At 60.8% G+C, this 25,890-nt stretch carries 24 protein-coding genes; 20 read left to right on the forward strand and 4 right to left on the reverse strand.

Annotated elements, in window-relative coordinates; genetic code table 11:
* From kdpB to ACJ8J5_RS15290, 3 genes are all read right to left on the reverse strand, one after another.
* Nucleotides 1-1,483 (reverse strand): potassium-transporting ATPase subunit KdpB (gene kdpB / locus ACJ8J5_RS15280; RefSeq protein ID WP_442520483.1); only part of this gene is annotated, 1,483 nt, incomplete at its 3' end.
* 26 nt (nt 1,484-1,509) lie between these two features.
* Nucleotides 1,510-3,198 (reverse strand): potassium-transporting ATPase subunit KdpA, encoded by a 1,689-nt coding sequence (kdpA, locus tag ACJ8J5_RS15285; protein ID WP_414105064.1) that lies wholly within the window; start codon nt 3,196-3,198, stop codon nt 1,510-1,512.
* Entirely contained in the window at nt 3,198-3,287 is a 90-nt protein-coding gene (locus ACJ8J5_RS15290; protein WP_016928742.1) for a K(+)-transporting ATPase subunit F, read from the reverse strand. The genes kdpA and ACJ8J5_RS15290 overlap by 1 nt, the downstream gene beginning before the upstream one ends.
* A gap of 441 nt (nt 3,288-3,728) precedes the next feature.
* On the opposite strand from ACJ8J5_RS15290, the gene ACJ8J5_RS15295 reads away from it, so the two are divergent.
* The 12 genes from ACJ8J5_RS15295 (at nt 3,729) to nei (ending at nt 14,029) form a co-directional block, all read left to right on the forward strand.
* On the forward strand, nt 3,729-3,938 hold the full coding sequence (locus ACJ8J5_RS15295; protein ID WP_004939916.1) for a YbfA family protein: 210 nt from the start codon (nt 3,729-3,731) through the stop codon (nt 3,936-3,938).
* 142 nt (nt 3,939-4,080) lie between these two features.
* Nucleotides 4,081-5,037: a YbgA family protein gene (locus ACJ8J5_RS15300; RefSeq protein WP_414105065.1), complete on the forward strand. Its 957-nt coding sequence runs from the start codon at nt 4,081-4,083 to the stop codon at nt 5,035-5,037.
* Nucleotides 5,038-5,052: 15 nt separating this feature from the next.
* The gene (gene phrB, locus ACJ8J5_RS15305; protein ID WP_414105066.1) at nt 5,053-6,483 is read left to right on the forward strand and encodes a deoxyribodipyrimidine photo-lyase; all 1,431 of its coding nucleotides are present in this window, start codon (nt 5,053-5,055) and stop codon (nt 6,481-6,483) included.
* Nucleotides 6,484-6,505: 22 nt separating this feature from the next.
* Nucleotides 6,506-7,486 (forward strand): MBL fold metallo-hydrolase, encoded by a 981-nt coding sequence (locus ACJ8J5_RS15310; RefSeq protein ID WP_414105067.1) that lies wholly within the window; start codon nt 6,506-6,508, stop codon nt 7,484-7,486.
* Between the two features lie 18 nt (nt 7,487-7,504).
* Nucleotides 7,505-8,248 (forward strand): type 2 GTP cyclohydrolase I, encoded by a 744-nt coding sequence (locus ACJ8J5_RS15315; RefSeq protein WP_197780777.1) that lies wholly within the window; start codon nt 7,505-7,507, stop codon nt 8,246-8,248.
* A gap of 159 nt (nt 8,249-8,407) precedes the next feature.
* Complete coding sequence (gene pxpB / locus ACJ8J5_RS15320) at nt 8,408-9,064, forward strand: 5-oxoprolinase subunit PxpB (protein WP_025301874.1); 657 nt, start codon at nt 8,408-8,410, stop codon at nt 9,062-9,064.
* Complete coding sequence (pxpC, locus tag ACJ8J5_RS15325; RefSeq protein WP_197835346.1) at nt 9,058-9,990, forward strand: 5-oxoprolinase subunit PxpC; 933 nt, start codon at nt 9,058-9,060, stop codon at nt 9,988-9,990. The genes pxpB and pxpC overlap by 7 nt, the downstream gene beginning before the upstream one ends.
* The gene (gene pxpA / locus ACJ8J5_RS15330) at nt 9,980-10,720 is read left to right on the forward strand and encodes a 5-oxoprolinase subunit PxpA (protein ID WP_025301876.1); all 741 of its coding nucleotides are present in this window, start codon (nt 9,980-9,982) and stop codon (nt 10,718-10,720) included. The genes pxpC and pxpA overlap by 11 nt, the downstream gene beginning before the upstream one ends.
* A gap of 62 nt (nt 10,721-10,782) precedes the next feature.
* Nucleotides 10,783-11,514, forward strand: a complete 732-nt coding sequence (locus ACJ8J5_RS15335) for a DUF969 domain-containing protein (protein ID WP_197835348.1) — start codon at nt 10,783-10,785, stop codon at nt 11,512-11,514.
* The gene (locus ACJ8J5_RS15340) at nt 11,511-12,530 is read left to right on the forward strand and encodes a DUF979 domain-containing protein (RefSeq protein ID WP_033641071.1); all 1,020 of its coding nucleotides are present in this window, start codon (nt 11,511-11,513) and stop codon (nt 12,528-12,530) included. Before ACJ8J5_RS15335 ends, ACJ8J5_RS15340 begins: the two co-directional genes overlap by 4 nt.
* An 8-nt stretch (nt 12,531-12,538) precedes the next feature.
* Nucleotides 12,539-13,183 (forward strand): pyroglutamyl-peptidase I, encoded by a 645-nt coding sequence (gene pcp / locus ACJ8J5_RS15345; protein WP_016928732.1) that lies wholly within the window; start codon nt 12,539-12,541, stop codon nt 13,181-13,183.
* A gap of 54 nt (nt 13,184-13,237) precedes the next feature.
* On the forward strand, nt 13,238-14,029 hold the full coding sequence (gene nei / locus ACJ8J5_RS15350; RefSeq protein WP_025301879.1) for an endonuclease VIII: 792 nt from the start codon (nt 13,238-13,240) through the stop codon (nt 14,027-14,029).
* Nucleotides 14,030-14,087: 58 nt separating this feature from the next.
* On the opposite strand, the gene ACJ8J5_RS15355 is transcribed toward nei, so the two are convergent.
* Nucleotides 14,088-15,380: a citrate synthase gene (locus tag ACJ8J5_RS15355; protein ID WP_016928730.1), complete on the reverse strand. Its 1,293-nt coding sequence runs from the start codon at nt 15,378-15,380 to the stop codon at nt 14,088-14,090.
* A gap of 729 nt (nt 15,381-16,109) precedes the next feature.
* Here ACJ8J5_RS15355 and sdhC point away from each other — a divergent pair.
* The 8 genes from sdhC (at nt 16,110) to sucD (ending at nt 25,865) form a co-directional block, all read left to right on the forward strand.
* Nucleotides 16,110-16,499, forward strand: a complete 390-nt coding sequence (gene sdhC, locus ACJ8J5_RS15360; protein ID WP_004939893.1) for a succinate dehydrogenase cytochrome b556 subunit — start codon at nt 16,110-16,112, stop codon at nt 16,497-16,499.
* Entirely contained in the window at nt 16,493-16,840 is a 348-nt protein-coding gene (sdhD, locus tag ACJ8J5_RS15365; protein WP_004939891.1) for a succinate dehydrogenase membrane anchor subunit, read from the forward strand. The genes sdhC and sdhD overlap by 7 nt, the downstream gene beginning before the upstream one ends.
* Nucleotides 16,841-18,607, forward strand: coding sequence for a succinate dehydrogenase flavoprotein subunit (sdhA, locus tag ACJ8J5_RS15370; protein ID WP_015376974.1), 1,767 nt, complete (start codon nt 16,841-16,843; stop codon nt 18,605-18,607).
* Nucleotides 18,608-18,623: 16 nt separating this feature from the next.
* Nucleotides 18,624-19,340 carry a succinate dehydrogenase iron-sulfur subunit gene (locus ACJ8J5_RS15375; RefSeq protein WP_025301880.1) on the forward strand — a complete coding sequence of 239 codons (717 nt, stop codon included), beginning with the start codon at nt 18,624-18,626 and terminating at the stop codon, nt 19,338-19,340.
* Nucleotides 19,341-19,615: 275 nt separating this feature from the next.
* Nucleotides 19,616-22,423, forward strand: a complete 2,808-nt coding sequence (gene sucA, locus ACJ8J5_RS15380; protein WP_025301881.1) for a 2-oxoglutarate dehydrogenase E1 component — start codon at nt 19,616-19,618, stop codon at nt 22,421-22,423.
* A gap of 63 nt (nt 22,424-22,486) precedes the next feature.
* Nucleotides 22,487-23,704: a 2-oxoglutarate dehydrogenase complex dihydrolipoyllysine-residue succinyltransferase gene (gene odhB, locus ACJ8J5_RS15385; RefSeq protein ID WP_025301882.1), complete on the forward strand. Its 1,218-nt coding sequence runs from the start codon at nt 22,487-22,489 to the stop codon at nt 23,702-23,704.
* Between the two features lie 122 nt (nt 23,705-23,826).
* Nucleotides 23,827-24,993 carry an ADP-forming succinate--CoA ligase subunit beta gene (sucC, locus tag ACJ8J5_RS15390; protein ID WP_025301883.1) on the forward strand — a complete coding sequence of 389 codons (1,167 nt, stop codon included), beginning with the start codon at nt 23,827-23,829 and terminating at the stop codon, nt 24,991-24,993.
* Nucleotides 24,993-25,865, forward strand: coding sequence for a succinate--CoA ligase subunit alpha (gene sucD, locus ACJ8J5_RS15395; RefSeq protein WP_004939878.1), 873 nt, complete (start codon nt 24,993-24,995; stop codon nt 25,863-25,865). The genes sucC and sucD overlap by 1 nt, the downstream gene beginning before the upstream one ends.
* Nucleotides 25,866-25,890 lie beyond the last annotated feature (25 nt).

The following is a 25,890-nucleotide window of genomic DNA, read 5'->3' on the forward strand; positions in this document are numbered from 1 at the left end:
CCCCCCCCCCCCCTCCGCCCCCCCCCCCCCCCGCGGTCAGCGGGTTATCGCCGGTGATCATCACCGTTTTGATGCCCATCTTGCGCAGCTCATTGAAGCGTTCCTTGATGCCGCCCTTGACGATATCCTTCAGCGCCACCACGCCCAGCACTCGGGCGCCTTCCGCCACCACCAGCGGCGTGCCGCCGGTGCGCGCCACGCTTTCCACCAGATCGTCCACCGCCCGCGGGAAGTGCCCCTGATTGGATTCGACGTGACGGCGAATGGCATCCACTGCGCCTTTGCGGATCATGCGCTCCTGCACGTTGACGCCGCTCATGCGGGTTTGGGCCGAGAAGGGCACGAAGGTGGCGTTCAGCGCCTGCAGATCGCGTTCGCGCAGGTTGAAGCGCTGTTTGGCCAACACCACGATGCTGCGGCCTTCCGGCGTTTCGTCCGCCAGCGAGGCCAGCTGCGCGGCGTCCGCCAGCTCTTGCTCTTTCACGCCCGGCGCCGGCAGGAACTCTGAAGCCTGGCGGTTGCCCAGCGTGATGGTGCCGGTTTTATCCAGCAGAAGCACGTCCACGTCGCCGGCGGCTTCCACCGCGCGGCCGCTGGTGGCGATCACGTTGGCGCCGAGCATGCGGCTCATCCCGGCCACGCCGATGGCGGACAGCAGGCCACCGATGGTGGTGGGGATCAGGCAAACCAGCAAGGCGACCAGCACGGTGATGGTGACCACGCTGCCGCTGCCGGCCGCTTCCACGCTGTATTGCGAGAACGGGAACAGGGTGGCGGTGGCCAGGACGAACACGATGGTCAGCGCCACCAGCAGGATGGTCAGCGCGATCTCGTTCGGCGTTTTGCGGCGCTTGGCGCCTTCCACCATGGCGATCATGCGATCGAGGAAGGTTTCCCCCGGGTTGACGCTGCACTGTACCACCAGCCAGTCGGACAGCACGCGGGTGCCGCCGGTGACCGAGGAGAAGTCCCCGCCGGATTCGCGGATCACCGGGGCGGATTCGCCGGTGATGGCGCTTTCATCTACCGAGGCGCCGCCTTCCAGCACTTCGCCGTCGCACGGGACGGTATCGCCGGCTTCCACCAGTACGATATCGCCTTTGCGCAGGCTTTCGGCGGCCACTTTCTCCGTGGCGCCGTCGCGGCGCGGGCCGGCCAGCTTTTTCGCCCAGCTGGTTTTCTTGGTGCCTTTCAGGCTTTCCGCCTGGGCCTTGCTGCGGCCTTCGGCCAGCGCCTCGGCGAAGTTGGCGAACAGCACGGTGAACCACAACCACAGGGCGACGCTGCCGGTAAAGGCGGCGGCACCGTCGGTTTGGCCGGCGAGGATCGCCAGCCAGATGGCGGTGGTCAGCAGGCTGCCGATATACACCACGAACATCACCGGGTTGCGCCATTGAACGCGAGGATCCAGTTTTTTCACCGCATCGATCAGCGCGGTGCGCACCAGGGCCGGTTCAAACAGCGCGCGTTGTTTGCGAGTCATCTCTTATTCTCTCTCTGTGACGTCGGTTAGTTTGCCAACCAAAGCTGCAAATGCTCGGCCACCGGGCCTAGCGCCAGCGCCGGCACGAAGGTCAGTGCACCCACCAGCAATACGGTGCCGATCAGCAGACCGATAAACAGCGGCCCATAGGTCGGCAGGGTGCCGTTGCCCGCCGGCTGGCGTTGTTTAGCGCTCAGCGAACCGGCGATCGCCAGCACCGGCAGGATCACCCCGAAGCGGCCGACGAACATAGCGAAGGCCAGCAGCAGGTTGTAGAACGGCGTATTGACGCTCAACCCGGCGAAGGCGCTGCCGTTGTTGTTGGCGGCGGAGGACAGGGCGTACAGCACTTCGCTGAAGCCGTGAGCGCCCGGGTTGAGGATGCCGGCGCGGCCCGCGTCGGTGCCGATGGCCAGCGCGCTGCCCAGCAACACCAGCGTCGGCGTGACCAGGATCGCTAGCGCGGTCATCTTCATGTCGTAAACGTCGATCTTTTTGCCCAGGTATTCCGGGGTGCGGCCGATCATCAGACCGGCGATAAATACCGTCAGCAGTACGAACAGCAGCATGCCGTACAGGCCGGAGCCTACGCCGCCGAACACCACCTCACCGATCTGCATCAGCCACATCGGTACCATGCCGCCCAGCGCGGTGAAGGAGTCGTGCATGGCGTTGACCGCCCCGCAGGACGCGGCGGTGGTCACCACCGAGAACAGGCTGGTGGCGAAAATGCCAAAGCGCGACTCTTTGCCTTCCATATTGATGTTGCTGTCGGCGCCCAGCGCGCTCAGGTGCGGGTTGCCCGCCAGCTCGGCGACCATCACCACCACCACCGCCACCACGAAGATCAGCGCCATCGCCCAGATCAGCGCGTGGCCCTGACGGTTTTCACCGGCCAACTGGCCGAAGGAGAAGCACAGCGCGCAGGGGATCAGGAAGATGGCCAGCATCTGCACGAAGTTGGTCAGCACGGTTGGGTTCTCGAACGGGTGCGCCGAGTTGGCGCCGAAGAAGCCGCCGCCGTTGGTGCCGAGCATCTTGATCGCTTCCTGCGAGGCCACTGGCCCCATCGGCAGCGTCTGCTGCGCACCTTCGAGCGTGGTGACGTGCAGGTAAGGCAGGAAGTTTTGCAGCGTGCCCTGGCTGACGAAGAACAGAGCGATCAGCAGCGCGATCGGCAGCAGCACATACAGCGTGATGCGGAATAGATCGGCCCAGGCGTTGCCGACGGTCTTGCCGGCGCGGCGGGTAAAGGCGCGGATCAGCGCAAAGGCCACGGCGATGCCGGTGGAGGCGGAGACGAAGTTCTGCACCGCCAGCCCGGCCATCTGGCTGAAATAGCTGAGAGTGCTTTCACCGCTGTAGGCCTGCCAGTTGGTGTTGGTGACGAAGCTGACGGCGGTGTTGAGCGCCAGATCCCAGGAGAGGCCCGGGAAGCCTTGCGGGTTGAGCGGCAGCGAGCCCTGCGTCATCAGCAGGGCGAACAGCAACGCCAGGCCGAGCAGGTTGAACGCCAGGATCGCCAGCGCGTACTGCCACCAGTTCATCTCGGTGGCGCGGATGCCGCAGGCGCGCCAGACGCCGGCTTCCACCCCGCGCAGCGTAGGCAGCGGCTCACCTTCGATCAGGCGCGCCATAAAGCCGCCCAGCGGCCGGGCCAGCAGCAGAAGCACCAGCAGGAAACTGGCGATCAGTAAAAAGGCTGAAGCCGCCATCAGAAATCCTCCGCGTTAAACAGGGCGTAGACCAGATAGGCCAACAGCAGCAGGACCAACAGCGCACCACCAATAACGCTGAAACTCACGGGACACCTCCAGAGGTGTTGTTTTTGATAGAGGCAGTGTAGGGAGCGGGGTAGAAAGAAGATGAAAAAATCGCGCGGGCGGGTGTAAAAAAAGTATAAAAATGGCTGAAATTTCAGCGGAAATTGAGCATTTCAAGCAGCAGGTTGGTGGCGAGATTGCGCCTGATGAGTGAATAAGCAAGGGCAGAGGCGTGGAAGCAGGAACCGGATAATAACCACAATGTAACCCATGATAAGTTAAAAATTAACCTGACTGTAACAAAATTACGAATCGCTGCGGTGATTAGCGATTTTTTGTGCGATTTAGTGGTCGGATGAGTAGTAAACTTTCATCAAGTGCGCTAAAATTTTGCTCAGTTACCAAATTACCGATTGTTCATTTGATACGCCCACGCCGTTTTCCCTGACAAATCAACGGCAGGCGTTTTTAAGGAGGTTCGCATGTCTACGACCTATCACGCTTATTCACTGCATCGGATTCTCCTGCGCCGCAGCGCAGTGGTTATCGCGGGCATTTTGGCCCTGCCGGTGATGCTGTTCCGCAGCGATCGCGGGCGTTTTTACAGCTACCTGCACCGCGTCTGGTCAAAAACCAGCGATAAGCCGGTCTGGCTGCAGCAGGCGGAACTGGCGTCCTGCGATTTCTACTGAGTCGCTGCCGATTCACGAAAAAACCCTCGCCCTGTGGCGGGGGTTTTTTTATGCCTCTGGCCACCCCTATCAAGCGCAAGGTCGTATTTGGCAAGCCATTCTTCTACACTTTCCTCATCGGTCAACAACATGGGAGAGCGGTATGAGCGACAAGATCCCTATCGGCATCAGCGCCTGTTTACTGGGCGACGCGGTGCGTTTCGACGGTGGCCACAAGCGGCTGGCTTTTGCGGTGGAACAGTTGGCGCCCTATGTGCGCTTTGAGCCCGTTTGCCCGGAAATGGCGATCGGCCTGCCCACGCCGCGCCCGGCGCTGCGCCTGGTGAAACAGGCGCAGCCGTGGCCGGCGATGCGCTACAGCAACGACGCCGGCGTGGATCTGACCGAGGAGATGCGCAGTTTCTCCGCGCAGCGCGTGGCCGCGTTGCAGCACCTGTGCGGCTATATCGTCTGCGCCAAGTCGCCGAGCTGCGGCCTGGAACGGGTGCGGGTCTACAGCGAGAACGGCAAGGACTCGCGTAAAAACGGCGTTGGGCTGTTTACCGCCGAGCTGCTGCGTCAGATGCCGTGGCTGCCGGTGGAAGAAGATGGACGATTGCAGGATGCGGCGCTGCGGGAAAACTTTATCGAGCGAGTGTACGCGCTGTATGAGTTGAACATGCTGTGGCGTCAGGGGCTGACCCGCGGCGGGCTGATCGCGTTTCACAGCCGCTACAAGCTGTCGCTGCTGGCGCATTCGCAGCCGGCGTACCGCGAGCTGGGGCGCTTCGTCGCCGATATTCACCGCTGGGACTCGCTGGAGGCCTTCGCCGTGGAATACCGCAGCCGCCTGATGGCGCTGTTGGCGCACAAAGCGACGCGGCGCAACCACACCAACGTGTTAATGCACGTGCAGGGCTACTTCCGTCGTCAGCTTAACGCGGCGCAGCGCCAGGAGCTGGCGCACCTGATCGATCGCTACCGGCAGGGCATGCAGCCGCTGCTGGCGCCGATCGCGCTGCTCAAGCATTACATGGCGGAATACCCCGATCGCTATCTGGCGGAACAACGCTATTTCGAACCTTACCCGGAGGCGCTGCGTTTGCGTTACGGCCATTGATTGACAAGGAGTTTTATGACCACGCATCTGGTCTGGTTGCGTAACGATCTGCGTATCACCGACAACAAAGCCCTGCACGCCGCCTGCAGCGATCCGAAAGCCCGGGTGCTGGCGGTGTTTATCGCCACACCGGAGCAGTGGCGGCAACATGAGATGGCGCCGCGGCAGGCGGCGCTGATCCACGCCAGCCTGCAGGCGGTGCAACAGGCGCTGGCGCAAAAGGGCATTGCGCTGCATTGCCATGCCTGTGCGGACTTTGCCGCGTCGATCGACTGGCTGGCGGACTATTGCGAGCGAGAGCAGGTAGATGCGATGTTTTACAACCGCCAGTATGAACTGAATGAACGGCGACGCGATGTGCGGCTGGAGCAGCAGTTGAATGGACGGGTAACGTGCCACGGTTTTGATGACAGCCTGCTGTTGCCGCCGGGCAGCGTGCTCACCGGCGGCGGCGAGATGTACAAGGTTTATACGCCGTTTCGCAATGCCTTTATTCAGCGCCTGACCGAGTCCGACGTGAGCTGCCTGCCGGCGCCGAAGATCCGTGCCGATGGCGCGTTGCCTGCGCCTGAGGCGCCGGCGGCGTTCGATTATCCCGCGGCGGAAATTGGGGATGACTATCCCGCCGGCGAGGAGGCCGCGCTGCAGCGGCTGCGCGCCTTTTGTCGTGAGCAGGTGCAGGATTACCTTCGGCAGCGCGATCTGCCCGCCATCGCCGGCACCAGCAGCCTGTCGCCCTATCTGGCGATCGGTGCGCTGTCGCCGCGCCAGTGCTTCAACCGCCTGCGCGCCGAATGCCCGCAGCTGCTGGAAGATCGCGAGAGCGGCGCTTTCGCCTGGCTGAACGAGCTGATTTGGCGCGAGTTCTACCGCCATCTGCTGGTGGCCTATCCCGAGCTGTGTCGCCATCGGCCGTTTATCGCCTGGACGGACAAGGTGCGCTGGTGCGATGACGCGGCGAAGCTGCAGGCCTGGCAGCGGGGCGAAACCGGTTATCCGATCGTCGATGCCGCCATGCGCCAACTGAATGCCACCGGCTGGATGCACAACCGGCTGCGCATGATCAGCGCCAGTTTTCTGGTGAAAGATCTGCTGATCGACTGGCGCGCCGGGGAGCGCTATTTCATGTCGCAACTGCTGGACGGGGATCTGGCGGCCAACAACGGCGGCTGGCAGTGGGCGGCCTCCACCGGCACCGACGCCGCGCCGTATTTCCGCATCTTCAACCCGACCACCCAGGGTGAACGTTTTGATCCACAAGGCACTTTTATCCGTAAATGGTTGCCGGAACTGGCGGATGTGCCCGACAATGACATCCATCATCCCCATCGCTGGGCGGAAAAGCAGCGATGCACGCTGAACTACCCGCTGCCGATCGTCGATCACAAACAAGCCCGCATGGAGACGTTGGCGGCGTTCGAGGTGGCGAAACGGGGAGAGTCTTGAGGCAACTGCAAGGAGCGACGCAATGATGAAAAAGGTGCTGGCCCTGTGCCTGAGCGGCTATTCGGCGCTGGCGATAGCCGGCTTTGACGTGGTGGCGCTGGGCGTCGACGGCGGCGTTAGCGACGGCAACCTGACCTCTTATCTGATCCGCAGCGATAATCAGCCGCAGTATGTGGCGCTGGACGCCGGCTCGCTGCTACCGGGCATCGCCAAAGGGTTGGAGAAGGGCAGTTTCCCGCAGGTGACCCCCGAGCTGGCCGCGCCTTACACGCCGCAGGGCTATGTGTTCCGGCAGTTGATCGGCAGTTACTTTATCAGCCACGGCCATCTGGACCACGTGGCGGGGCTGATCGTCGGCTCGCCCGAGGACAATAAAAAAACCGTTTACGCCCAGGCGGACACCGTGCTGACCCTGCGTAATCACTACTTCAACTGGAAGGCCTGGCCGAACTTTACCGACGCCGGCAACGGTTCGCGGCTGGGCACTTACCGGCTGCAAATGGTGCGGCCGCAGCAGCGCTTTACCCTCGGCCTGACCGGGTTGACCGGCGTGATGTACCCGCTTAGCCACGATCGCTACCCGTCGTCGATGCTGCTGATTTCCAACGGCAGCGAGTTCTTCGCCTACTTCGGCGATACCGGGCCGGATAAGGTGGAGCAATCACGCGATCTCGATACCGTCTGGCGCACGCTGGGGCCGCTTGTCGAGCAGAAAAAGCTCAAAGGCATGATTATCGAAACCTCGTACCCCAATGGGATGGAGGATAAACATCTGTACGGCCATTTGACGCCGGCCTGGCTGCTGAAGGAGTTGAAGAACCTGACGCAGTACAGCGGCGGTGAAGGTTCGCTGAACGGTCTGCCGGTGGTGATCAGCCACATCAAGCCCAGCCTGAAGCAGGGCGAAGACACGCGCGCCGCCATTGCGCAGCAGCTGGCGCAGGGCAACGATCTGGGCGTGAAATTCATCCTGATGGCGCAGGGCGACCGGCAGACATTTTGACTATGAAGAGAGAAGAGAATGCGTAACCTCGATCTGGAACAACTGATCAATACGGAACTGAACGCCGCGGCGTTTCAGGACTACGCCCCTAACGGATTGCAGGTAGAAGGCCGCCCGCACGTGCAGCGCATCGTGACCGGCGTCACCGCCTGTCAGGCGCTGCTGGATGCCGCGGTGGCGCATCAGGCCGACGCGATTATCGTGCACCACGGCTATTTCTGGAAAAATGAGGCGCCGGCGGTGCGCGGCATGAAGCGCAATCGTCTGAAAACGCTGTTGACTCACGATATTAACCTGTACGGCTACCACCTGCCGCTGGACGCGCATCCGGTGCTGGGTAACAACGCGCAGCTTGCGCAGGCGCTGGGCATTCGGGTGATTGGCGACGTCGAGCCGCTGGTGCCACACGGCGAATTTGAACAGCCGCTGACCGGCGAGGCGCTGCAGCAGCGTATCGAAAGCCGGCTGGGGCGCGCGGTGCTGCACTGCGGCGATAACGCGCCTGAGCACATTCGCCAGGTGGCCTGGTGCACCGGCGGTGGCCAGGGCTTTATCGACAGCGCGGCGCGCTTCGGCGTCGATGCGTTCATCAGCGGTGAAGTGTCTGAGCAGACCATTCATAGCGCGCGCGAAATGGGCGTGCATTTCTTCGCCGCCGGTCACCATGCGACCGAGCGCGGTGGCGTGAAAGCGTTGGGGGACTGGCTGGCCCAGCACCACGGCTTTGATGTGACCTTTATCGATATCCCGAATCCCGCCTGATTTTTTTCTTCCCCGGATCCAGCCCGGCCTGTGCGCCGGCTGAATCCTTTTATCGCGCTATTTCCTTATTTTCCTTATGGTTGCGTTCTATTGACAGCCGGGGCCGCGTCACGCATAACTGGTGTGTTTTTCATCGCGATAATAATAAGGAGAATAAGGGTGCAACAAGCACGTTATTACCTGTTGGGTGAAAGAGCGGTAGTGCTTGAACTGTCGCCGCCGGTGACGTTACCGAGCCAGCAGCGCATCTGGGCGCTGGCGGAAAAGCTGAATCACCACCCCGACGTGCGGGAAGTGGTGCCGGGGATGAACAACCTGACGCTGTTGCTGCATACGCCGCAGGCCGACGCCGAAGCGATGCTTGCGTTGCTGCAGCAGGGTTGGGAAAGCAAAGAGCGCCTGACGCCGGAGTCGCGCCAGGTGGATATTCCGGTGGTCTACGGCGGGGAGCAAGGCCCCGATCTGGATGACGTGGCGCGCCATACCGGCATGACGCCGCGGCAGGTGGTGGAATGCCACGCGGCGGCGGCCTATGTGGTCTATTTCCTCGGCTTTCAGCCGGGCTTCTCCTATTTGGGCGGCATGCCGGAAAAATTGGCGACGCCGCGCCGCGCCGAACCGCGTCTGGCGGTGGCGGCCGGCTCCGTCGGCATCGGCGGCGGCCAGACCGGCATCTATCCGCTGGTGACGCCCGGCGGCTGGCAACTGATTGGCCGCACGCCGCTGGCGCTGTTCAATCCGCATGAAATGCCGCCGACGCTGCTGCGTCCGGGCGATAGCGTGCGCTTCGTGCCGCAGAAGGAGGGCGTATGCTGATTATTCTGCGTGCCGGCATCTATACCACGGTGCAGGATTTGGGCCGCGAGGGATTCCGCCGCCTGGGCATCAGCACCGGCGGGGCGTTGGATCAACCGGCGCTGAAGATCGCCAACCTGCTGGTGGGCAACGCGCCGGAGGCCGCCGGGCTGGAGATCACGCTCGGCCAGTTCAGCGCCGAGTTTACCCACTCTGGCTGGATCGCCCTGACCGGCGCCGGCTGCGACGCGCAGCTGGACGGCAAGCCGCTGTGGACCGGCTGGCGCTACCCGGTGAAAAAGGGGCAGCGGCTGGCGCTAGGCACGCCGAAACGCGGCATGCGCAGCTACCTGGCGATCTCGGGCGGTATCGCCGTGCCGGAAATGCTGGGCTCGTGCAGCACCGACATGAAAGCCGCCTTTGGCGGCCACGAAGGCCGTAATCTGAAAGACGGCGATCGGCTGCCGCTGGGCAAATCAGCCGCTCAACCGCAATATCGCTGCGGCGTGAAACAGCTGCTGTTCACCAACCGCATCCGCGCGCTGCCGGGGCCGGAGTACGCCGAATTCAGCGAAGAGGCGCAGGATACGTTTTGGCGCACCGCCTGGCAGCTCAGCCCGCAGAGCAACCGCATGGGCTACCGCCTGCACGGCGGTACGCCGCTGGAGCGCACCACCGACCGCGAGATGCTGTCGCATGGCCTGATGCCCGGCGTGGTGCAGGTGCCGCATAACGGCCAGCCGATCGTGCTGATGGCCGATGCGCAAACCACCGGCGGTTACCCGCGTATCGCCTGCGTGATCGAAGCCGATCTCTACCACTTGGCGCAGATCCGTCTCGGCGAACCGATCCACTTCGTTCTCTGCTCACTGACGGAGGCGCAGCGCGCCAAAGCCGAGCAGGATCTCTTCCTTCGACAGATTGCCTGGGGGTTACATGATCGTTGATTTGAACGCCGATCTCGGCGAAGGCTGCGCCAACGATCAGGCGCTGTTGCAATTGGTGAGCTCGGCCAACATCGCCTGCGGCTTCCACGCCGGCGATGCGCAGACCATGCGTCAATCGGTGCGCTGGGCATTGCAGTACGGCGTGGCGATCGGCGCCCACCCGAGTTTTCCCGATCGGGAGAACTTCGGCCGCACCCGCATGCAGCTGCCGCCGGAAACGGTGTACGCGCAGGTGGTGTATCAGCTCGGGGCGCTGGCGGCGATCGCACGCGCCGAGGGTGGGGTGATGGTACATGTTAAGCCGCACGGCATGCTGTATAACCAGGCGGCGGTTGAACCGGCGCTGGCGGAAGCGATCGCCCGGGCGGTGCAGGCGGTCGATCCGGCGTTGCGGCTGGTGGGGCTGGCCGGCAGCGAGCTGATCCGCGCCGGGGAAAAACTCGGTCTGACCACCCGGCAGGAGGTGTTCGCCGATCGCGGTTATCAGGCCGACGGCACGCTGGTGCCGCGCGGTTTGCCGGGGGCATTGATCGAGGATGACGAACAGGCGCTGGCGCAAACGCTGGAGATGGTGCGCCATCACCGGGTGCGCAGCGTGGATGGCGTCTGGGCCGCCGTTCAGGCGGAAACTGTCTGCCTGCACGGGGACGGCGAGCATGCGCTGGCGTATGCGCGCAAGCTGCGGGACAGTTTTGTTCAACAGGGTATTCGCGTCAGCGCGGAGCAATAAAGCCGTAAAGCAAGACTCAACATCACAAGCAAAAAACTATTAGAAAATATCGAGGGAAGACTATGGAACAGGCCGTGAATCTCTGGCCACTGATCGGCATCGCCGCCATCGTGGTCGGATTTGTATTGCGTTTCAACCCGGTGCTGGTGGTGATCGCCGCCGGTATCATCACCGGTTTGGCGGCGCTGATGCCGCTGGACGTCATTCTGGAAAAGCTCGGCGAGGGCTTTCTCAACACCCGCAACCTGCCGCTGATCCTGCTGCTGCCGCTGGCGGTGATCGGCCTGCTGGAGCGCCACGGGCTGAAGGAGCGGGCGCAGGCGTGGATCGCCAAGATCAAAAGCGCCACCGCCGGCCGTTTGCTGATCGTGTACCTGTTCGTGCGCGAGATCACCGCGGCGATAGGGCTGACCAGCCTGGGCGGGCACCCGCAAATGGTGCGGCCGCTGCTGGCGCCGATGGCGGAAGGGGCAACGGAAAACCGCTATGGCGAACTGCCGGAGCGTACGCGCCACCGCCTGCGCGCCATGTCGGCCGCGACCGACAACGTCGGGCTGTTTTTCGGTGAGGATATCTTCGTGGCCTTCGGCGCGATCATCTTCATGCACAACTTTATGCTGGAGTCCGGCGGCATCCAGACCGAGCCGCTGCATATCGCGCTGTGGGGCATTCCGACCGCCATTTTCGCTTTCCTGATCCACGCATTCCGGCTGTATCGAATGGATAAACAGCTGAGCACCGAGCTGGCGCAGCTGAATCAGGCGGCGCTGCAGGCGAAGGGGGAGGCGCGATGAACTTCCAGCAACAATATCTCTACTGGCTGGCCGGCGCGGTGCTGCTGATTGTGGCGGTGATGTCCTTCCGCGATCGCGCCAACCCGCGCCGCATCACCACCGGGCTGTTTTGGGGGTTGTACGGCCTGGTATTCCTGGTCGGCGACTGGACTTACCGCCTGCTGGGCGACGTACTGGGCGAGGGCAGTAACGAGAAACGTATGCTGCACATCATCGTTGGCGGGGTGGTGGTGGTGATGGCCCTGATCGCCGGCTTCGGCGGTGTGCGCCTCGGCAGCTATCATCAGCGAACGCCGCAGGAGCGCGAGACCAGCGCCAAGCGTTTGGGCAACAAGCTGTTTATCCCCGCACTGGCGATCCCGGTGGTGACGGTGATCGGCGTGCTGCTGTTCAACAACATTCCGGCGTTGCAAAGCGCGGTGTTCGGCAGCGGTAACCACGCGACGCTGATCACGCTGTTCTCGATGACCGTCGGCTGCCTGATCGGTCTGGCGATCGCGGTGAAAATGACCCATGAGAAGGCGTTGCAGCCGGTGCAGGAAGCGCGGCGCCTGCTGGATTCGATCGGCTGGGCGTTCATTCTGCCGCAGATCCTCGCCACGCTGGGGCTGCTGTTTACCGTCGCTGGCGTTGGTACTGCGATCTCGCATTTGACCCAGGAGTATCTGGCGGTCGATAACCGCTTTATCGCCGTGGCGGTCTACGCTATCGGTATGGCGGTGCTGACCATGGTGATGGGCAACGCCTTCGCCGCTTTCCCGATCGTCACCGCAGGCATCGGCATTCCGATCCTGGTGCTGCAACACGGCGGCAACCCGGCGGTGATGGCGGCGATCGGCATGTTCTCCGGCTATTGCGGCACCCTGATGACGCCGATGGCAGCGAACTTCAACATTGTGCCGGCGGCGCTGCTGGAGTTGCCGGACAAGAATGCGGTGATCAAGGCGCAGGTGCCGACCGGCGTGCTGCTGCTGTTGGTTAACGTGTTCCTGCTGTATTTCCTGATGTTCCTGTAGGAGTAAGGATGCAAAAAGTATTGATTACCGGCTTTGAGCCGTTTGGCGGCGAACGCCTTAACCCCTCCTGGGAAGTGGTGAAGCAGCTCAATGATATGGAGCTGGTCGGCACGCGCATCGTGGCGCGCCAGCTGCCGTGCGTGTTCGGCGCGGCGCTGGAGGCGCTCAATGCGGCGATCGATGAGGTGCAGCCGGTGATGGTGCTGGCTATCGGCCAGGCCGGCGGCCGCACCGATATCACGATTGAACGGGTGGCGATCAACGTCGACGATGCGCGCATTCCCGACAATCAGGGGCAGCAGCCGGTGGACGAGCCGATCGTCGCCGGCGGTCCGGCGGCCTATTTCAGCACCTTGCCGATCAAAGCGATGGTCAGTTCGATGCGCGAAGCTGGCATTCCGGCTGCCGTTTCGCAGACTGCCGGCACCTACGTGTGCAACCATGTCATGTATGGGCTGCTGCACCGTTTGAGCGGCCAGCGTGAGGTGAAGGGCGGTTTTATCCATATTCCATACCTGCCGGAACAGGCGGCGGCCCACCCCGGTGCGCCGAGCATGGCGGCTTCGACGGTGCTGTTTGCGCTGGAGCTGGCCGTTTCCATCGCTTTGCAGGTGGAACACGATCTGAAAGTGGTGGGTGGCGCAACGCATTAATCAAGAACACTCCCGGCGCACCGGGCTGCGCCGGGTCTACGCAAGGAGTGGTCTATGCCGGAAGGACCGGAGATTCGCCGGGCGGCGGACAAACTGGCGGCGGCGGTGATCGATCAGCCGTTGACCGCCGTCGATTTCGCTTTTCCTCAGTTGAAACACTATCGCCAGCGTCTGATCGGCGAGCGTATCGTCGCCATCGAGCCGCGCGGCAAGGCGCTGCTGACCCATTTCTCCAATGGGCTGACGATGTACAGCCATAACCAGCTGTATGGCGTGTGGAAAGTGGCGGCGGCAGGAGAGACGCCGGAGACCAAACGCGATCTGCGGGTGCGACTGGAAACCGCCCGCAGCGCGATATTGCTCTACAGCGCTTCCGACATTACCGTCGGGCCGCGCGAGGAAATAGAACAGCACCCGTTTTTGCAACGCATCGGCCCTGACGTGTTGGACATGTCGCTGACGGTAGACGCCGTGGCGGAGCGGTTGCTGACGCCGCGTTTTCGCCGCAGGCAGCTGAGCGGCATGCTGCTCGACCAGGCATTTCTTGCCGGATTGGGCAATTATCTGCGTGCCGAAATCCTGTGGCAGGCCGAACTGGCGCCGCAGCATAAACCGCAGGATCTGACGCCAGAGGCGCTGCGCCGTCTGGCGGAGGCGTTGCTGGCAGTGCCGCGCCTTTCCTACCAGACGCGCGGGCAGGCGGATGACAACCGGCATCACGGCGCGCTGTTTCGCTTCAAGGTATTTCATCGCAGCGGTGAGCCTTGCGAACGCTGCGGCGCGATGATTGTGCGCACCGAGCTGTCATCGCGGCCGTTTTATTGGTGCCCGGGTTGCCAGAAATAACCAAAAAAAAACGCCGCCCGAAGGGGCGGCGCTGTGCGGTTTCAGCCAGGAAAGCGGCTTACTTGTTTTTCAGCTGGGATTTGAAATCACGCTCGGCATAGCCGGTGTACAGCTGACGCGGACGGGCAATTTTAATGCCTTCGTCGTGCATTTCGTTCCAGTGGGCGATCCAGCCGATGGTGCGTGCGATGGCGAAGATCACGGTGAACATGGAAGAAGGAATGCCCATTGCCTTCAGGATGATGCCTGAGTAGAAGTCGACGTTCGGGTACAGTTTCTTCTCGATGAAGTACGGGTCGTTCAGCGCGATGTGTTCCAGCTCCATCGCGACCTGCAGCAGGTTGTCGTCCTTCTTGTTCAGCTCTTTCAGCACTTCGTGACAGGTTTCGCGCATCACGGTGGCGCGCGGATCGTAGTTCTTGTACACGCGGTGGCCGAAGCCCATCAGGCGGAAGGAGTCGTTCTTGTCCTTGGCGCGCTTGATGAACTCTGGAATGTGCTCGACGGTCTTGATCTCTTCCAGCATTTTCAGCGCCGCTTCGTTGGCGCCGCCGTGTGCCGGCCCCCACAGGGAGGCGATACCGGCCGCGATGCAGGCGAACGGGTTGGCGCCGGAAGAGCCGGCGGTGCGCACGGTCGAGGTAGAGGCGTTCTGCTCATGGTCGGCGTGTAGGATCAGGATGCGGTCCATGGCGCGTTCCAGCACCGGGTTCACCACGTACTCTTCGCACGGGGTGGCGAACATCATGTGCAGGAAGTTGCCGGCATAGGACAGATCGTTGCGCGGGTAAACGAACGGCTGGCCCAGGGAGTATTTGTAGCACATCGCGGCCACGGTCGGCATTTTGGACAGCAGACGGAACGCGGTGATTTCGCGGTGACGTTCGTTGTTGACGTCCAGCGCATCGTGGTAGAACGCCGCCAGCGCACCGGTCACGCCGCACAGCACCGCCATCGGGTGCGAGTCGCGACGGAAGCCACGGAACAGATGGGTGATCTGGTCGTGGATCATGGTGTGACGGGTTACGGTCGTCTTGAAGGTTTCGAACTCTTCCGGCGTTGGGGTCTCGCCGTACAGCAGGATGTAGCACACTTCCAGGTAGGAAGATTCTTTCGCCAGCTGCTCGATAGGGAAGCCGCGGTGCAGCAGCACGCCTTTGTCGCCGTCGATGAAGGTAATCTTGGATTCGCAAGAAGCGGTGGAGGTAAAGCCGGGATCAAATGTGAAATAACCTTTGGAACCCAGAGCGCGGACATCGAGGACATCAGGGCCCAGTGTCGGTGTCAATACGCCCAGTTCGATCGGAGCTTCGCTGTCGTTAATGGTTAGCGTCGCTTTCTTATCAGTCATTTACTGTCTCCTTAGCGCCTTATTTTAAAAAACCACTAACAACTGAAATACCTTAAATCTCTGCAGGTTGCCCGCAAAAAATGGTGCGGACGCTAACTCTGTGAGCGACTGCGCAACTGTGCGCGGGTAGGGTACAGAGTGCTGACCAGGCGAACGAGACGGGTGACCAGTTGTTAACGATTCAGAGTAATTCGTTATAGTCTGTTAATCTTACCTATGAGCTGTTCGAAGAGATGTGAACCTATCCCAATAATCTGTTTTTATGTGCTTTATTTGCTTTTGACGCCGGCAAACTCGAGCGGGAAACAACGTCTATTGGGATAGGTTCGCCAAATACACTGTTGCATAACTCGAACCCGGGAGGAAGTGTATCTGCTGACCCATAGCGCATCATAGGACCGTTTGTGCCCCTATATGTAATGGAAATGTTGATCTCTTGTCAAATCAGATAATTAATTTTGCACTAATTGTGAAATCCGTGATCTGAATCACTGTTCGGGGGAAATGTTATCAAAGCGGTTGTATGAGAATTGTAATCAGAATGTGATCCTCCTATACTGCCGCCAGGTCTCCGGATTACCCTGAAGTAGGAGCACCCAGCGTTATAAATGCGCGCCGTTTGAGCACAGAGGATGTTGATGTTTGAGCGCGTGACGTGTAAGGGTTTTAGGCTCTTAACGCTGTCTGATCCCCGCCCAGGCCCGGAGGAAGGAAAATAATAAGAGCTGTGTGGGCAAATACGTGAAAAAACAACGACCTGTCAACTTGGATCTGCAAACGATCCGGTTCCCCGTAACTGCGATAGCGTCTATCTTACACCGAGTCTCTGGCGTAATTACCTTCGTTGCCGTGGGTATCCTCCTCTGGCTGCTGGGCCTGTCACTCTCTTCCCAAGAGGGGTTCCTGCAGGCGGCCGCCATCATGAATAGCTTCATCGTCAAATTCATATTCTGGGGCATCCTCACGGCGCTGGCCTATCACATTTGCGGTGGCATCCGTCACTTGTTAATGGATTTTGGCTACATCGAAGAGAGTTTGGCCGCCGGTACCCGTTCCGCCCAGGTGGCGATCGGTCTGACCGTCGTGCTGTCAGTTCTGGCTGGAGTCCTCGTATGGTAAACAACGTTTCTGCATTAGGGCGCAACGGCGTGCACGATTGGCTGCTGCTGCGTGCTTCCGCGATCATCATCACCCTGTACGTCCTGTATATCCTGGGCTTTTTCGTCACGGCTCCGGAACTCACTTATGACATTTGGCGCGGTTTCTTCGCCACTTCCATTACGAAAGTGTTCACTCTGCTGACCTTGCTGTCGATTCTGGTGCACGCCTGGATCGGGCTGTGGCAGGTGCTGACGGACTACGTCAAGCCGCTGGCGGTTCGCCTGGTGTTGCAGCTGGCTGTCGTGGTCGCGTTGCTGGTCTATTTACTGTACGGAACAATCGTAGTGTGGGGTGCTTAAATGAAACTGCCAGTCAGAGAGTTTGATGCCGTCGTAATCGGCGCCGGCGGTGCGGGCATGCGTGCCGCGCTGCAAATTTCCCAAGCGGGCTCGACCTGTGCCCTGCTGTCCAAAGTTTTCCCGACCCGTTCCCATACCGTGTCTGCACAGGGCGGCATTACCGTCGCGCTGGGCAACAGCCACGAGGACAACTGGGAATGGCATATGTACGACACGGTGAAAGGGTCCGACTATATCGGTGACCAGGACGCCATCGAATATATGTGTAAAACCGGCCCGGAAGCAATTCTGGAACTGGAACACATGGGCCTGCCGTTCTCTCGTCTGGACGACGGCCGCATTTATCAGCGCCCGTTCGGCGGTCAGTCGCTGAACTTCGGCGGCGAGCAGGCGGCGCGTACCGCAGCTGCAGCCGACCGTACCGGTCACGCGCTGTTGCACACCCTGTACCAACAGAACCTGAAAAACCACACCACCATCTTCTCCGAGTGGTATGCGCTCGATCTGGTGAAAAACCAGGATGGCGCGGTGGTCGGCACCACGGCTATCTGCATCGAAACCGGTGAAGTGGTTTACTTCAAAGCCAAGGCCACCGTGCTGGCGACCGGCGGCGCAGGCCGTATTTATCAGTCCACCACCAACGCCCACATCAACACCGGCGACGGTGTCGGCATGGCGCTGCGCGCTGGCGTGCCGGTGCAGGACATGGAAATGTGGCAGTTCCACCCGACCGGCATCGCTGGCGCGGGCGTACTGGTGACTGAAGGCTGCCGCGGCGAAGGCGGTTACCTGCTGAACAAACACGGCGAGCGCTTCATGGAGCGTTATGCGCCGAATGCCAAAGATCTGGCGGGCCGCGACGTGGTTGCCCGTTCGATCATGATCGAAATCCGCGAAGGCCGCGGTTGCGACGGTCCTTGGGGCCCGCACGCCAAGCTGAAGCTGGATCACCTGGGCAAAGAGGTACTGGAATCCCGTCTGCCGGGCATTCTGGAGCTGTCCCGCACCTTCGCGCACGTCGATCCGGTGAAAGAGCCGATCCCGGTTATCCCAACCTGTCACTATATGATGGGCGGGATTCCGACCAAGGTGACCGGCCAGGCGCTGACCGTGAACGAGAAGGGCGAAGACGTGGTGATCCCGGGGCTGTTCGCCGTGGGCGAAATCGCCTGCGTATCGGTGCACGGCGCCAACCGCCTGGGCGGCAACTCGCTGCTCGACCTGGTGGTGTTCGGCCGTTCCGCCGGCATGCACCTGCAGGAATCGCTGGAAGAGCAGGGCGTGAGCCGTGACGCCAGCGACTCCGACGTGGAAGCCTCGTTGGACCGTCTGAACCGTTGGAACAACACCCGTTCCGGTGAAGACCCGGTCGAAATTCGCAAAGCGCTGCAGTCTTGCATGCAGCACAACTTCTCGGTATTCCGTGAAGGCGATGCGATGGCCAAGGGCCTGGAAGAACTGAAAGTGATCCGTGAACGTCTGAAGAACGCACGCCTGGACGATACCTCCAGCGAGTTCAACACCCAGCGCATCGAGTGCCTGGAGTTGGATAACCTGATGGAGACCGCGTATTCCACCGCCGTGTCGGCCAACTTCCGTACCGAGAGCCGTGGCGCACACAGCCGCTTCGACTACCCGGAACGCGATGACGCCAACTGGCTGTGCCATTCGCTGTATCTGCCGCAATCGGAAAGCATGACGCGTCGTGAAGTGAACATGCAACCGAAGCTGCGCCCGGCATTCCCGCCGAAAGTGCGTTCTTACTAATTGCGGAGATCGACAGATGAAACTCGAATTTTCCATTTATCGCTACAACCCGGATGTCGATGACGCGCCGCACATGCAGGATTACACCCTGGAAGCGGAAGAAGGTCGCGACATGATGCTGCTGGATGCGTTGATCCAGTTGAAAGAAAAAGACCCGACCCTGTCGTTCCGTCGCTCATGCCGTGAAGGCGTATGCGGTTCCGATGGCCTGAACATGAACGGTAAAAACGGCCTGGCGTGCATCACCCCGATTTCGTCGCTGCGCAAAGGCAACGGCAAGATCGTGATCCGTCCGCTGCCGGGCCTGCCGGTGGTGCGCGATCTGGTGGTGGATATGGGCCAGTTCTATACCCAGTATGAAAAGATCAAGCCATACCTGCTGAACGACGGCAAGAACCCGCCGGCGCGCGAGCACCTGCAGTCGCCGGACCAACGCGCCAAGCTGGACGGTCTGTACGAGTGCATCCTGTGCGCCTGCTGCTCGACCTCTTGCCCATCGTTCTGGTGGAACCCGGACAAGTTCATTGGCCCAGCCGGTCTGTTGGCGGCGTATCGCTTCCTGATCGACAGCCGTGACACGGAAACGCAAGAACGTTTAGATGATCTGGACGACGCTTTTAGTGTTTTCCGCTGCCATAGCATTATGAATTGTGTCAGTGTATGTCCTAAAGGCTTGAACCCGACGCGTGCGATCGGGCATATCAAGTCCATGCTGCTGCAACGCGGCGCATAAACGGAATGAGATGCTGCGCCGGGCTCTTTTCCGGCGCACATCCCATAGGGGAGGGAACCTCTAAAAACTGACCCGCGGCTGCGGCGCTATGCAGCCTGGTTCTTCCGCCGGTTTTTAGAGGTTCCTTGTAAGGGACCGCAAGGTCCATAACAGAACGTATCGGGCCGTCATGGCCGCAAGTACGTCGAGTGAACCGTTTTACGGCAAACCGTATTCATCACGGTAATTATGTTAACCACGGCGAAAACTAAAGCTTCAAAGCTTAAGGGATCATGATGCAGAACGGCGCAATGAAGGCCTGGCTGGATTCCTCCTATCTGGCGGGCGCGAACCAGTCTTACATAGAACAGCTCTATGAAGACTTCTTAACCGATCCGGGTTCCGTTGAAGATAGCTGGCGTTCCATTTTTCAACAGCTACCAACCGCGGGTGTCAAACCCGATCAGCTTCACTCTCAAACGCGCGATTACTTCCGCCGCCTGGCGAAAGACTCCGCGCGCTACAATACCACCATCACCGATCCGGAAACCGACGCCAAACAGGTCAAGGTACTGCAGCTGATCAACGCCTTCCGCTTCCGCGGGCATCAGCATGCCAACCTCGATCCGCTCGGCCTGTGGCAGCGCGAGCAAGTTCCTGACCTTGATCCCGCTTACCACAACCTGACCGAAGCCGATTTCCAGGAAACCTTCAACGTGGGCTCTTTCGCCATCGGCAAAGAAACCATGAAGCTGGGCGATCTGTACGCCGCGCTGAAGCAGACCTATTGCGGGTCGATCGGTGCTGAGTACATGCATATCACCAACACCGAAGAGAAACGCTGGATCCAGCAGCGCATCGAATCGGTGGTGGGGCGCGCCAGCTTTACCGCCGACGAAAAACGCCGTTTCCTGAACGAGCTGACTGCGGCGGAAGGCCTGGAACGCTACCTGGGCGCCAAATTCCCGGGCGCCAAACGCTTCTCGCTGGAAGGCGGCGACGCGTTGGTGCCGATGCTGAAAGAGATGGTGCGCCACGCCGGTAAGAACGGCACGCGCGAAGTGGTGTTGGGCATGGCCCACCGCGGCCGTCTGAACGTGCTGATCAACGTGCTGGGCAAAAAGCCGGCCGATCTGTTCGACGAATTCGCCGGTAAGCATAAAGAACATCTCGGCACCGGTGACGTGAAATATCACCAGGGCTTCTCTTCCGACGTGGAAACCGAAGGCGGCATGGTTCACCTGGCGCTGGCGTTCAACCCGTCGCACCTGGAGATCGTCAGCCCGGTGGTCATGGGCTCGGTACGTGCCCGTCGCGATCGTCTGGACGAAGCGCGCAGCAACATGGTGCTGCCGATCACCATCCACGGCGACGCCGCCATCACCGGCCAGGGCGTGGTTCAGGAAACCCTGAACATGTCTCAGGCTCGCGGTTACGAAGTGGGCGGCACCGTGCGTATCGTCATCAACAACCAGGTTGGCTTCACCACCTCCAACCCGCTGGATGCGCGCTCTACCGAATACTGCACCGACATCGCCAAAATGGTTCAGTCGCCGATCTTCCACGTTAACGCGGACGATCCGGAGGCCGTGGCCTTCGTCACCCGCCTGGCGTTGGATTTCCGTAACACCTTTAAGCGTGACGTGATGATCGATCTGGTCTGCTACCGTCGCCATGGGCACAACGAGGCCGACGAGCCGAGCGCCACCCAGCCGGTGATGTATCAGAAGATCAAGAAACACCCTACGCCGCGCAAAATCTACGCTGACGTGCTGACCGAGCAGAAAGTGGCCAGCCTGGAAGATGCCACGGAAATGGTCAACCTGTACCGCGACGCGCTCGACCGCGGCGATTGCGTGGTTGAAGAGTGGCGTCCGATGAACCTGCACTCCTTCACCTGGTCACCGTATCTGAACCATGAGTGGGACGAGGAGTACCCGAGCAAGGTTGAGATGAAGCGCCTGCAAGAGCTGGCACGTCGCATCAGCACCGTGCCGGAAGCGATTGAAATGCAGTCGCGCGTGGCGAAAATCTACGCTGACCGCGCCGAGATGGCGGCGGGCAACAAGCCGTTCGACTGGGGCGCTGCCGAAACGCTGGCTTACGCGACCATGGCGGATGAAGGCATCCCGATCCGCATCTCCGGTGAAGACGCCGGCCGCGGCACCTTCTTCCACCGTCACGCGGTGGTGCACAACCAGAAAAACGGTTCCGTCTATGTTCCGCTGGCGAATATTCACAGCGGCCAGGGCGAATTCAAGGTCTGGGACTCCGTGCTGTCTGAAGAGGCGGTGCTGGCGTTCGAATACGGCTACGCCACGGCGGAACCGCGCACGCTGACCATCTGGGAAGCGCAGTTCGGTGACTTCGCCAACGGCGCACAGGTCGTTATCGACCAGTTCATCAGCTCCGGCGAGCAAAAATGGGGCCGTATGTGCGGCCTGGTGATGCTGCTGCCGCACGGCTATGAAGGCCAGGGCCCTGAGCACTCTTCCGCGCGTCTGGAACGCTATCTGCAGCTGTGCGCAGAGCAGAACATGCAGGTGTGCGTCCCGTCTACGCCGGCGCAGGTTTACCATATGCTGCGTCGTCAGGCGCTGCGCGGTATGCGCCGTCCGCTGGTGGTGATGTCGCCGAAGTCGCTGCTGCGTCACCCGCTGGCGATTTCTTCGCTGGACGAGCTGGCCAACGGCACCTTCCTGCCGGCGATCGGCGAGATCGACGACTTGGATCCGAAAGCGGTCAAGCGCGTCGTGCTGTGCTCCGGCAAGGTCTACTACGACCTGCTGGAACAGCGTCGCAAGAACGAGCAGAAAGACGTGGCCATCGTGCGTATCGAGCAGCTGTATCCGTTCCCGCATCAGGCCGTGCAGGCCGTGCTGGAACAATACTCGCACGTGCATGATTTCGTCTGGTGTCAGGAAGAGCCGCTGAACCAGGGCGCCTGGTACTGCAGCCAACACAACTTCCGTGAAGTGGTGCCGTTCGGGGCTTCTTTACGTTACGCAGGACGTCCGGCCTCCGCCTCTCCGGCAGTGGGCTATATGTCCGTACACCAGAAGCAGCAGCAGGCTCTGGTGAACGACGCGCTGAATATTGACTAATGTTCGCTCGCTTGCCGGCCGAGGGCCGGCAAGCAGATGATAAAAAACTTAAGGGAAAGCTAAATGAGTAGCGTAGATATTCTGGTTCCTGACCTTCCTGAATCGGTTGCCGATGCGACCGTAGCCACCTGGCACAAAAAACCGGGCGACAGCGTGCAGCGTGATGAAGTCCTGGTTGAAATCGAAACCGACAAAGTGGTGTTGGAAGTGCCGGCCAGTGAAGCGGGTATTCTCGATGCTATCGTGGAAGAAGAGGGCGCGACCGTGCTGTCTCGCCAGCTGCTCGGCCGCATCCGTCCGGGCGACAGCTCCGGCAAGCCGACCGCTGAGAAGAGCCAAGAGAAAGAAGCCACGCCTGCACAGCGCGCTACCGCGAGCCTGGAAGAAGAAAGCAATGACGCGCTCAGCCCGGCGATTCGCCGCCTGATCGCCGAACACGATCTCGATGCTGGCGCCATCAAAGGCACCGGCGTGGGTGGCCGCATCACGCGTGAAGACGTGGAAGCGCACCTGGCCAAAGGCGGCGCCGCTGCCAAACCGGCCGCCGCCGCTGAAACCGCACCGCAGCCTGTTCTGGCCGGCCGCAGCGAAAAACGCGTACCGATGACCCGCCTGCGCAAACGCGTTGCCGAGCGTCTGCTGGAAGCGAAGAACAGCACCGCGATGCTGACCACCTTCAACGAAATCAACATGCAGCCGATCATGGACCTGCGCAAGCAGTACGGCGAAGCCTTCGAGAAGCGCCACGGCGTGCGTCTGGGCTTCATGTCCTTCTACATCAAGGCCGTGGTTGAAGCGCTGAAGCGCTTCCCGGAAGTGAACGCGTCGATCGACGGTTCCGACGTGGTTTACCACAACTACTTCGACATCAGCATCGCGGTTTCTACCCCGCGCGGCCTGGTGACGCCGGTACTGCGCGATGTAGACGCCATGAGCATGGCTGACATCGAGAAGAAAATCAAAGAGCTGGCCGTTAAGGGCCGCGACGGCAAACTGACCGTTGAAGAGCTGACCGGCGGTAACTTCACCATTACCAACGGCGGCGTATTCGGCTCCCTGATGTCTACCCCGATCATCAACCCGCCGCAGAGCGCCATCCTGGGCATGCACGCCATCAAAGATCGCCCAATGGCGGTCAATGGTCAGGTGGTGATCCAGCCGATGATGTATCTGGCGCTGTCTTATGACCACCGCCTGATCGACGGTAAAGAATCCGTCGGCTATCTGGTGACGGTCAAAGAGATGCTGGAAGATCCGGCTCGTCTGCTGCTGGACGTCTAGTAACCCTTGCCGGGCGCGGCGTGCCGCGCCCGCACTCTGTGCTATGTGGCCGGAAAACCATGCGGTTTACCGCGTAATAATGGTCCGGCTAAAAACCTTCAGAACTGAATGGATAGAACATCATGAATTTACACGAATATCAGGCAAAACAGCTGTTTGCTCGGTATGGCATGCCGGCACCAACCGGTTACGCCTGTACCACTCCGCGTGAAGCAGAAGAAGCCGCATCCAAAATCGGCTCCGGCCCGTGGGTGGTGAAATGTCAGGTTCATGCTGGCGGCCGTGGTAAAGCGGGCGGCGTTAAAGTCGTCAACAGCAAAGAAGATATCCGTGCTTTCGCGGAAGCCTGGTTGGGCAAGCGTCTGGTGACTTACCAGACTGACGCGCTGGGCCAGCCGGTTCACCAGATCCTGGTAGAAGCGGCGACCGACATCGATAAAGAGCTGTACCTGGGCGCGGTAGTGGATCGTTCTACCCGTCGCGTGGTGTTCATGGCGTCTACCGAAGGCGGCGTGGAAATCGAGAAGGTGGCGGAAGAAACCCCAGAACTGATCCACAAAATGACCATCGATCCGCTGGCGGGTCCACAGCCTTATCAGGGCCGTGAGCTGGCCTTCAAACTGGGTCTGACCGGTAAGCAAGTCAGCCAGTTCGCCAAGATCTTCATGGGCCTGGCGACGCTGTTCCTGGAGCGCGATCTGGCGATGGTTGAGATCAACCCGCTGGTGATCACCAAGCAGGGCGATCTGGTGTGCCTGGACGGCAAACTGGGCGCCGACGGTAACGCCCTGTTCCGCCAGCCGGAACTGCGTGAAATGCGTGACCCTTCGCAGGAAGACGAGCGCGAATCCCGTGCTGCTCAGTGGGAGCTGAACTACGTTGCCCTCGACGGCAACATCGGTTGCATGGTTAACGGCGCCGGTCTGGCGATGGGCACTATGGACATCGTTAAACTGCACGGCGGCGAACCGGCCAACTTCCTGGACGTTGGCGGCGGCGCGACCAAAGAGCGCGTGACCGAAGCGTTCAAAATCATCCTGTCCGATGACAAGGTGAAAGCGGTTCTGGTTAACATCTTCGGTGGTATCGTACGTTGCGATCTGATCGCCGACGGCATCATCGGCGCAGTGGCCGAAGTGGGCGTTAACGTCCCGGTCGTGGTGCGCCTGGAAGGGAACAATGCCGAACTGGGCGCCAAGAAACTGGCGGACAGCGGCCTGAATATCATTGCTGCGACCAGCCTGACTGATGCGGCTCAGCAAGTTGTTGCAGCAGTGGAGGGTAAATAATGTCCATCTTAATCGATAAAAACACCAAAGTAATTTGCCAGGGCTTCACCGGTAGCCAGGGGACTTTCCACTCCGAACAAGCTATCGCTTACGGCACCAAAATGGTTGGCGGCGTAACCCCGGGCAAAGGCGGCACTCAGCATCTGGGTCTGCCGGTGTTCAACACCGTGCGCGAAGCGGTTGAAGCGACCGGCGCGACTGCCTCGGTCATCTACGTTCCAGCGCCTTTCTGCAAAGACTCCATCCTGGAAGCGATCGATGCCGGCATCAAACTGATCATCACCATCACCGAAGGCATCCCGACCCTGGACATGCTGACCGTGAAAGTGAAGCTGGACGAAGCCGGCGTGCGCATGATCGGGCCGAACTGCCCTGGCGTGATCACCCCGGGCGAGTGCAAAATCGGCATCATGCCTGGCCACATCCACCTGCCGGGCAAAGTGGGCATCGTTTCCCGCTCCGGTACCCTGACCTATGAAGCGGTGAAACAAACCACCGATGCCGGTCTGGGCCAGTCCACCTGCGTGGGCATCGGCGGCGACCCGATCCCGGGCTCCAACTTCATCGATATCCTGAAGATGTTCCAGCAGGATCCGCAGACCGAAGCGATCGTGATGATCGGTGAGATCGGCGGCAGCGCTGAAGAAGAAGCGGCAGCTTACATCAAAGAACACGTCACCAAACCGGTTGTCGGCTACATCGCCGGCGTAACCGCGCCGAAAGGCAAGCGTATGGGCCACGCGGGCGCCATCATCGCAGGCGGCAAAGGCACGGCGGACGAGAAGTTTGCTGCGCTGGAAGCGGCGGGCGTGAAAACCGTTCGCAGCCTGGCGGACATCGGCGACGCGGTAAAAGCGGTGCTGAAGCGCTAAGATCTTAGTACGAAATAATAATATC

This window comes from Serratia sp. CY43202, assembly GCF_052168755.1.
Lineage (GTDB): Bacteria > Pseudomonadota > Gammaproteobacteria > Enterobacterales > Enterobacteriaceae > Serratia > Serratia bockelmannii.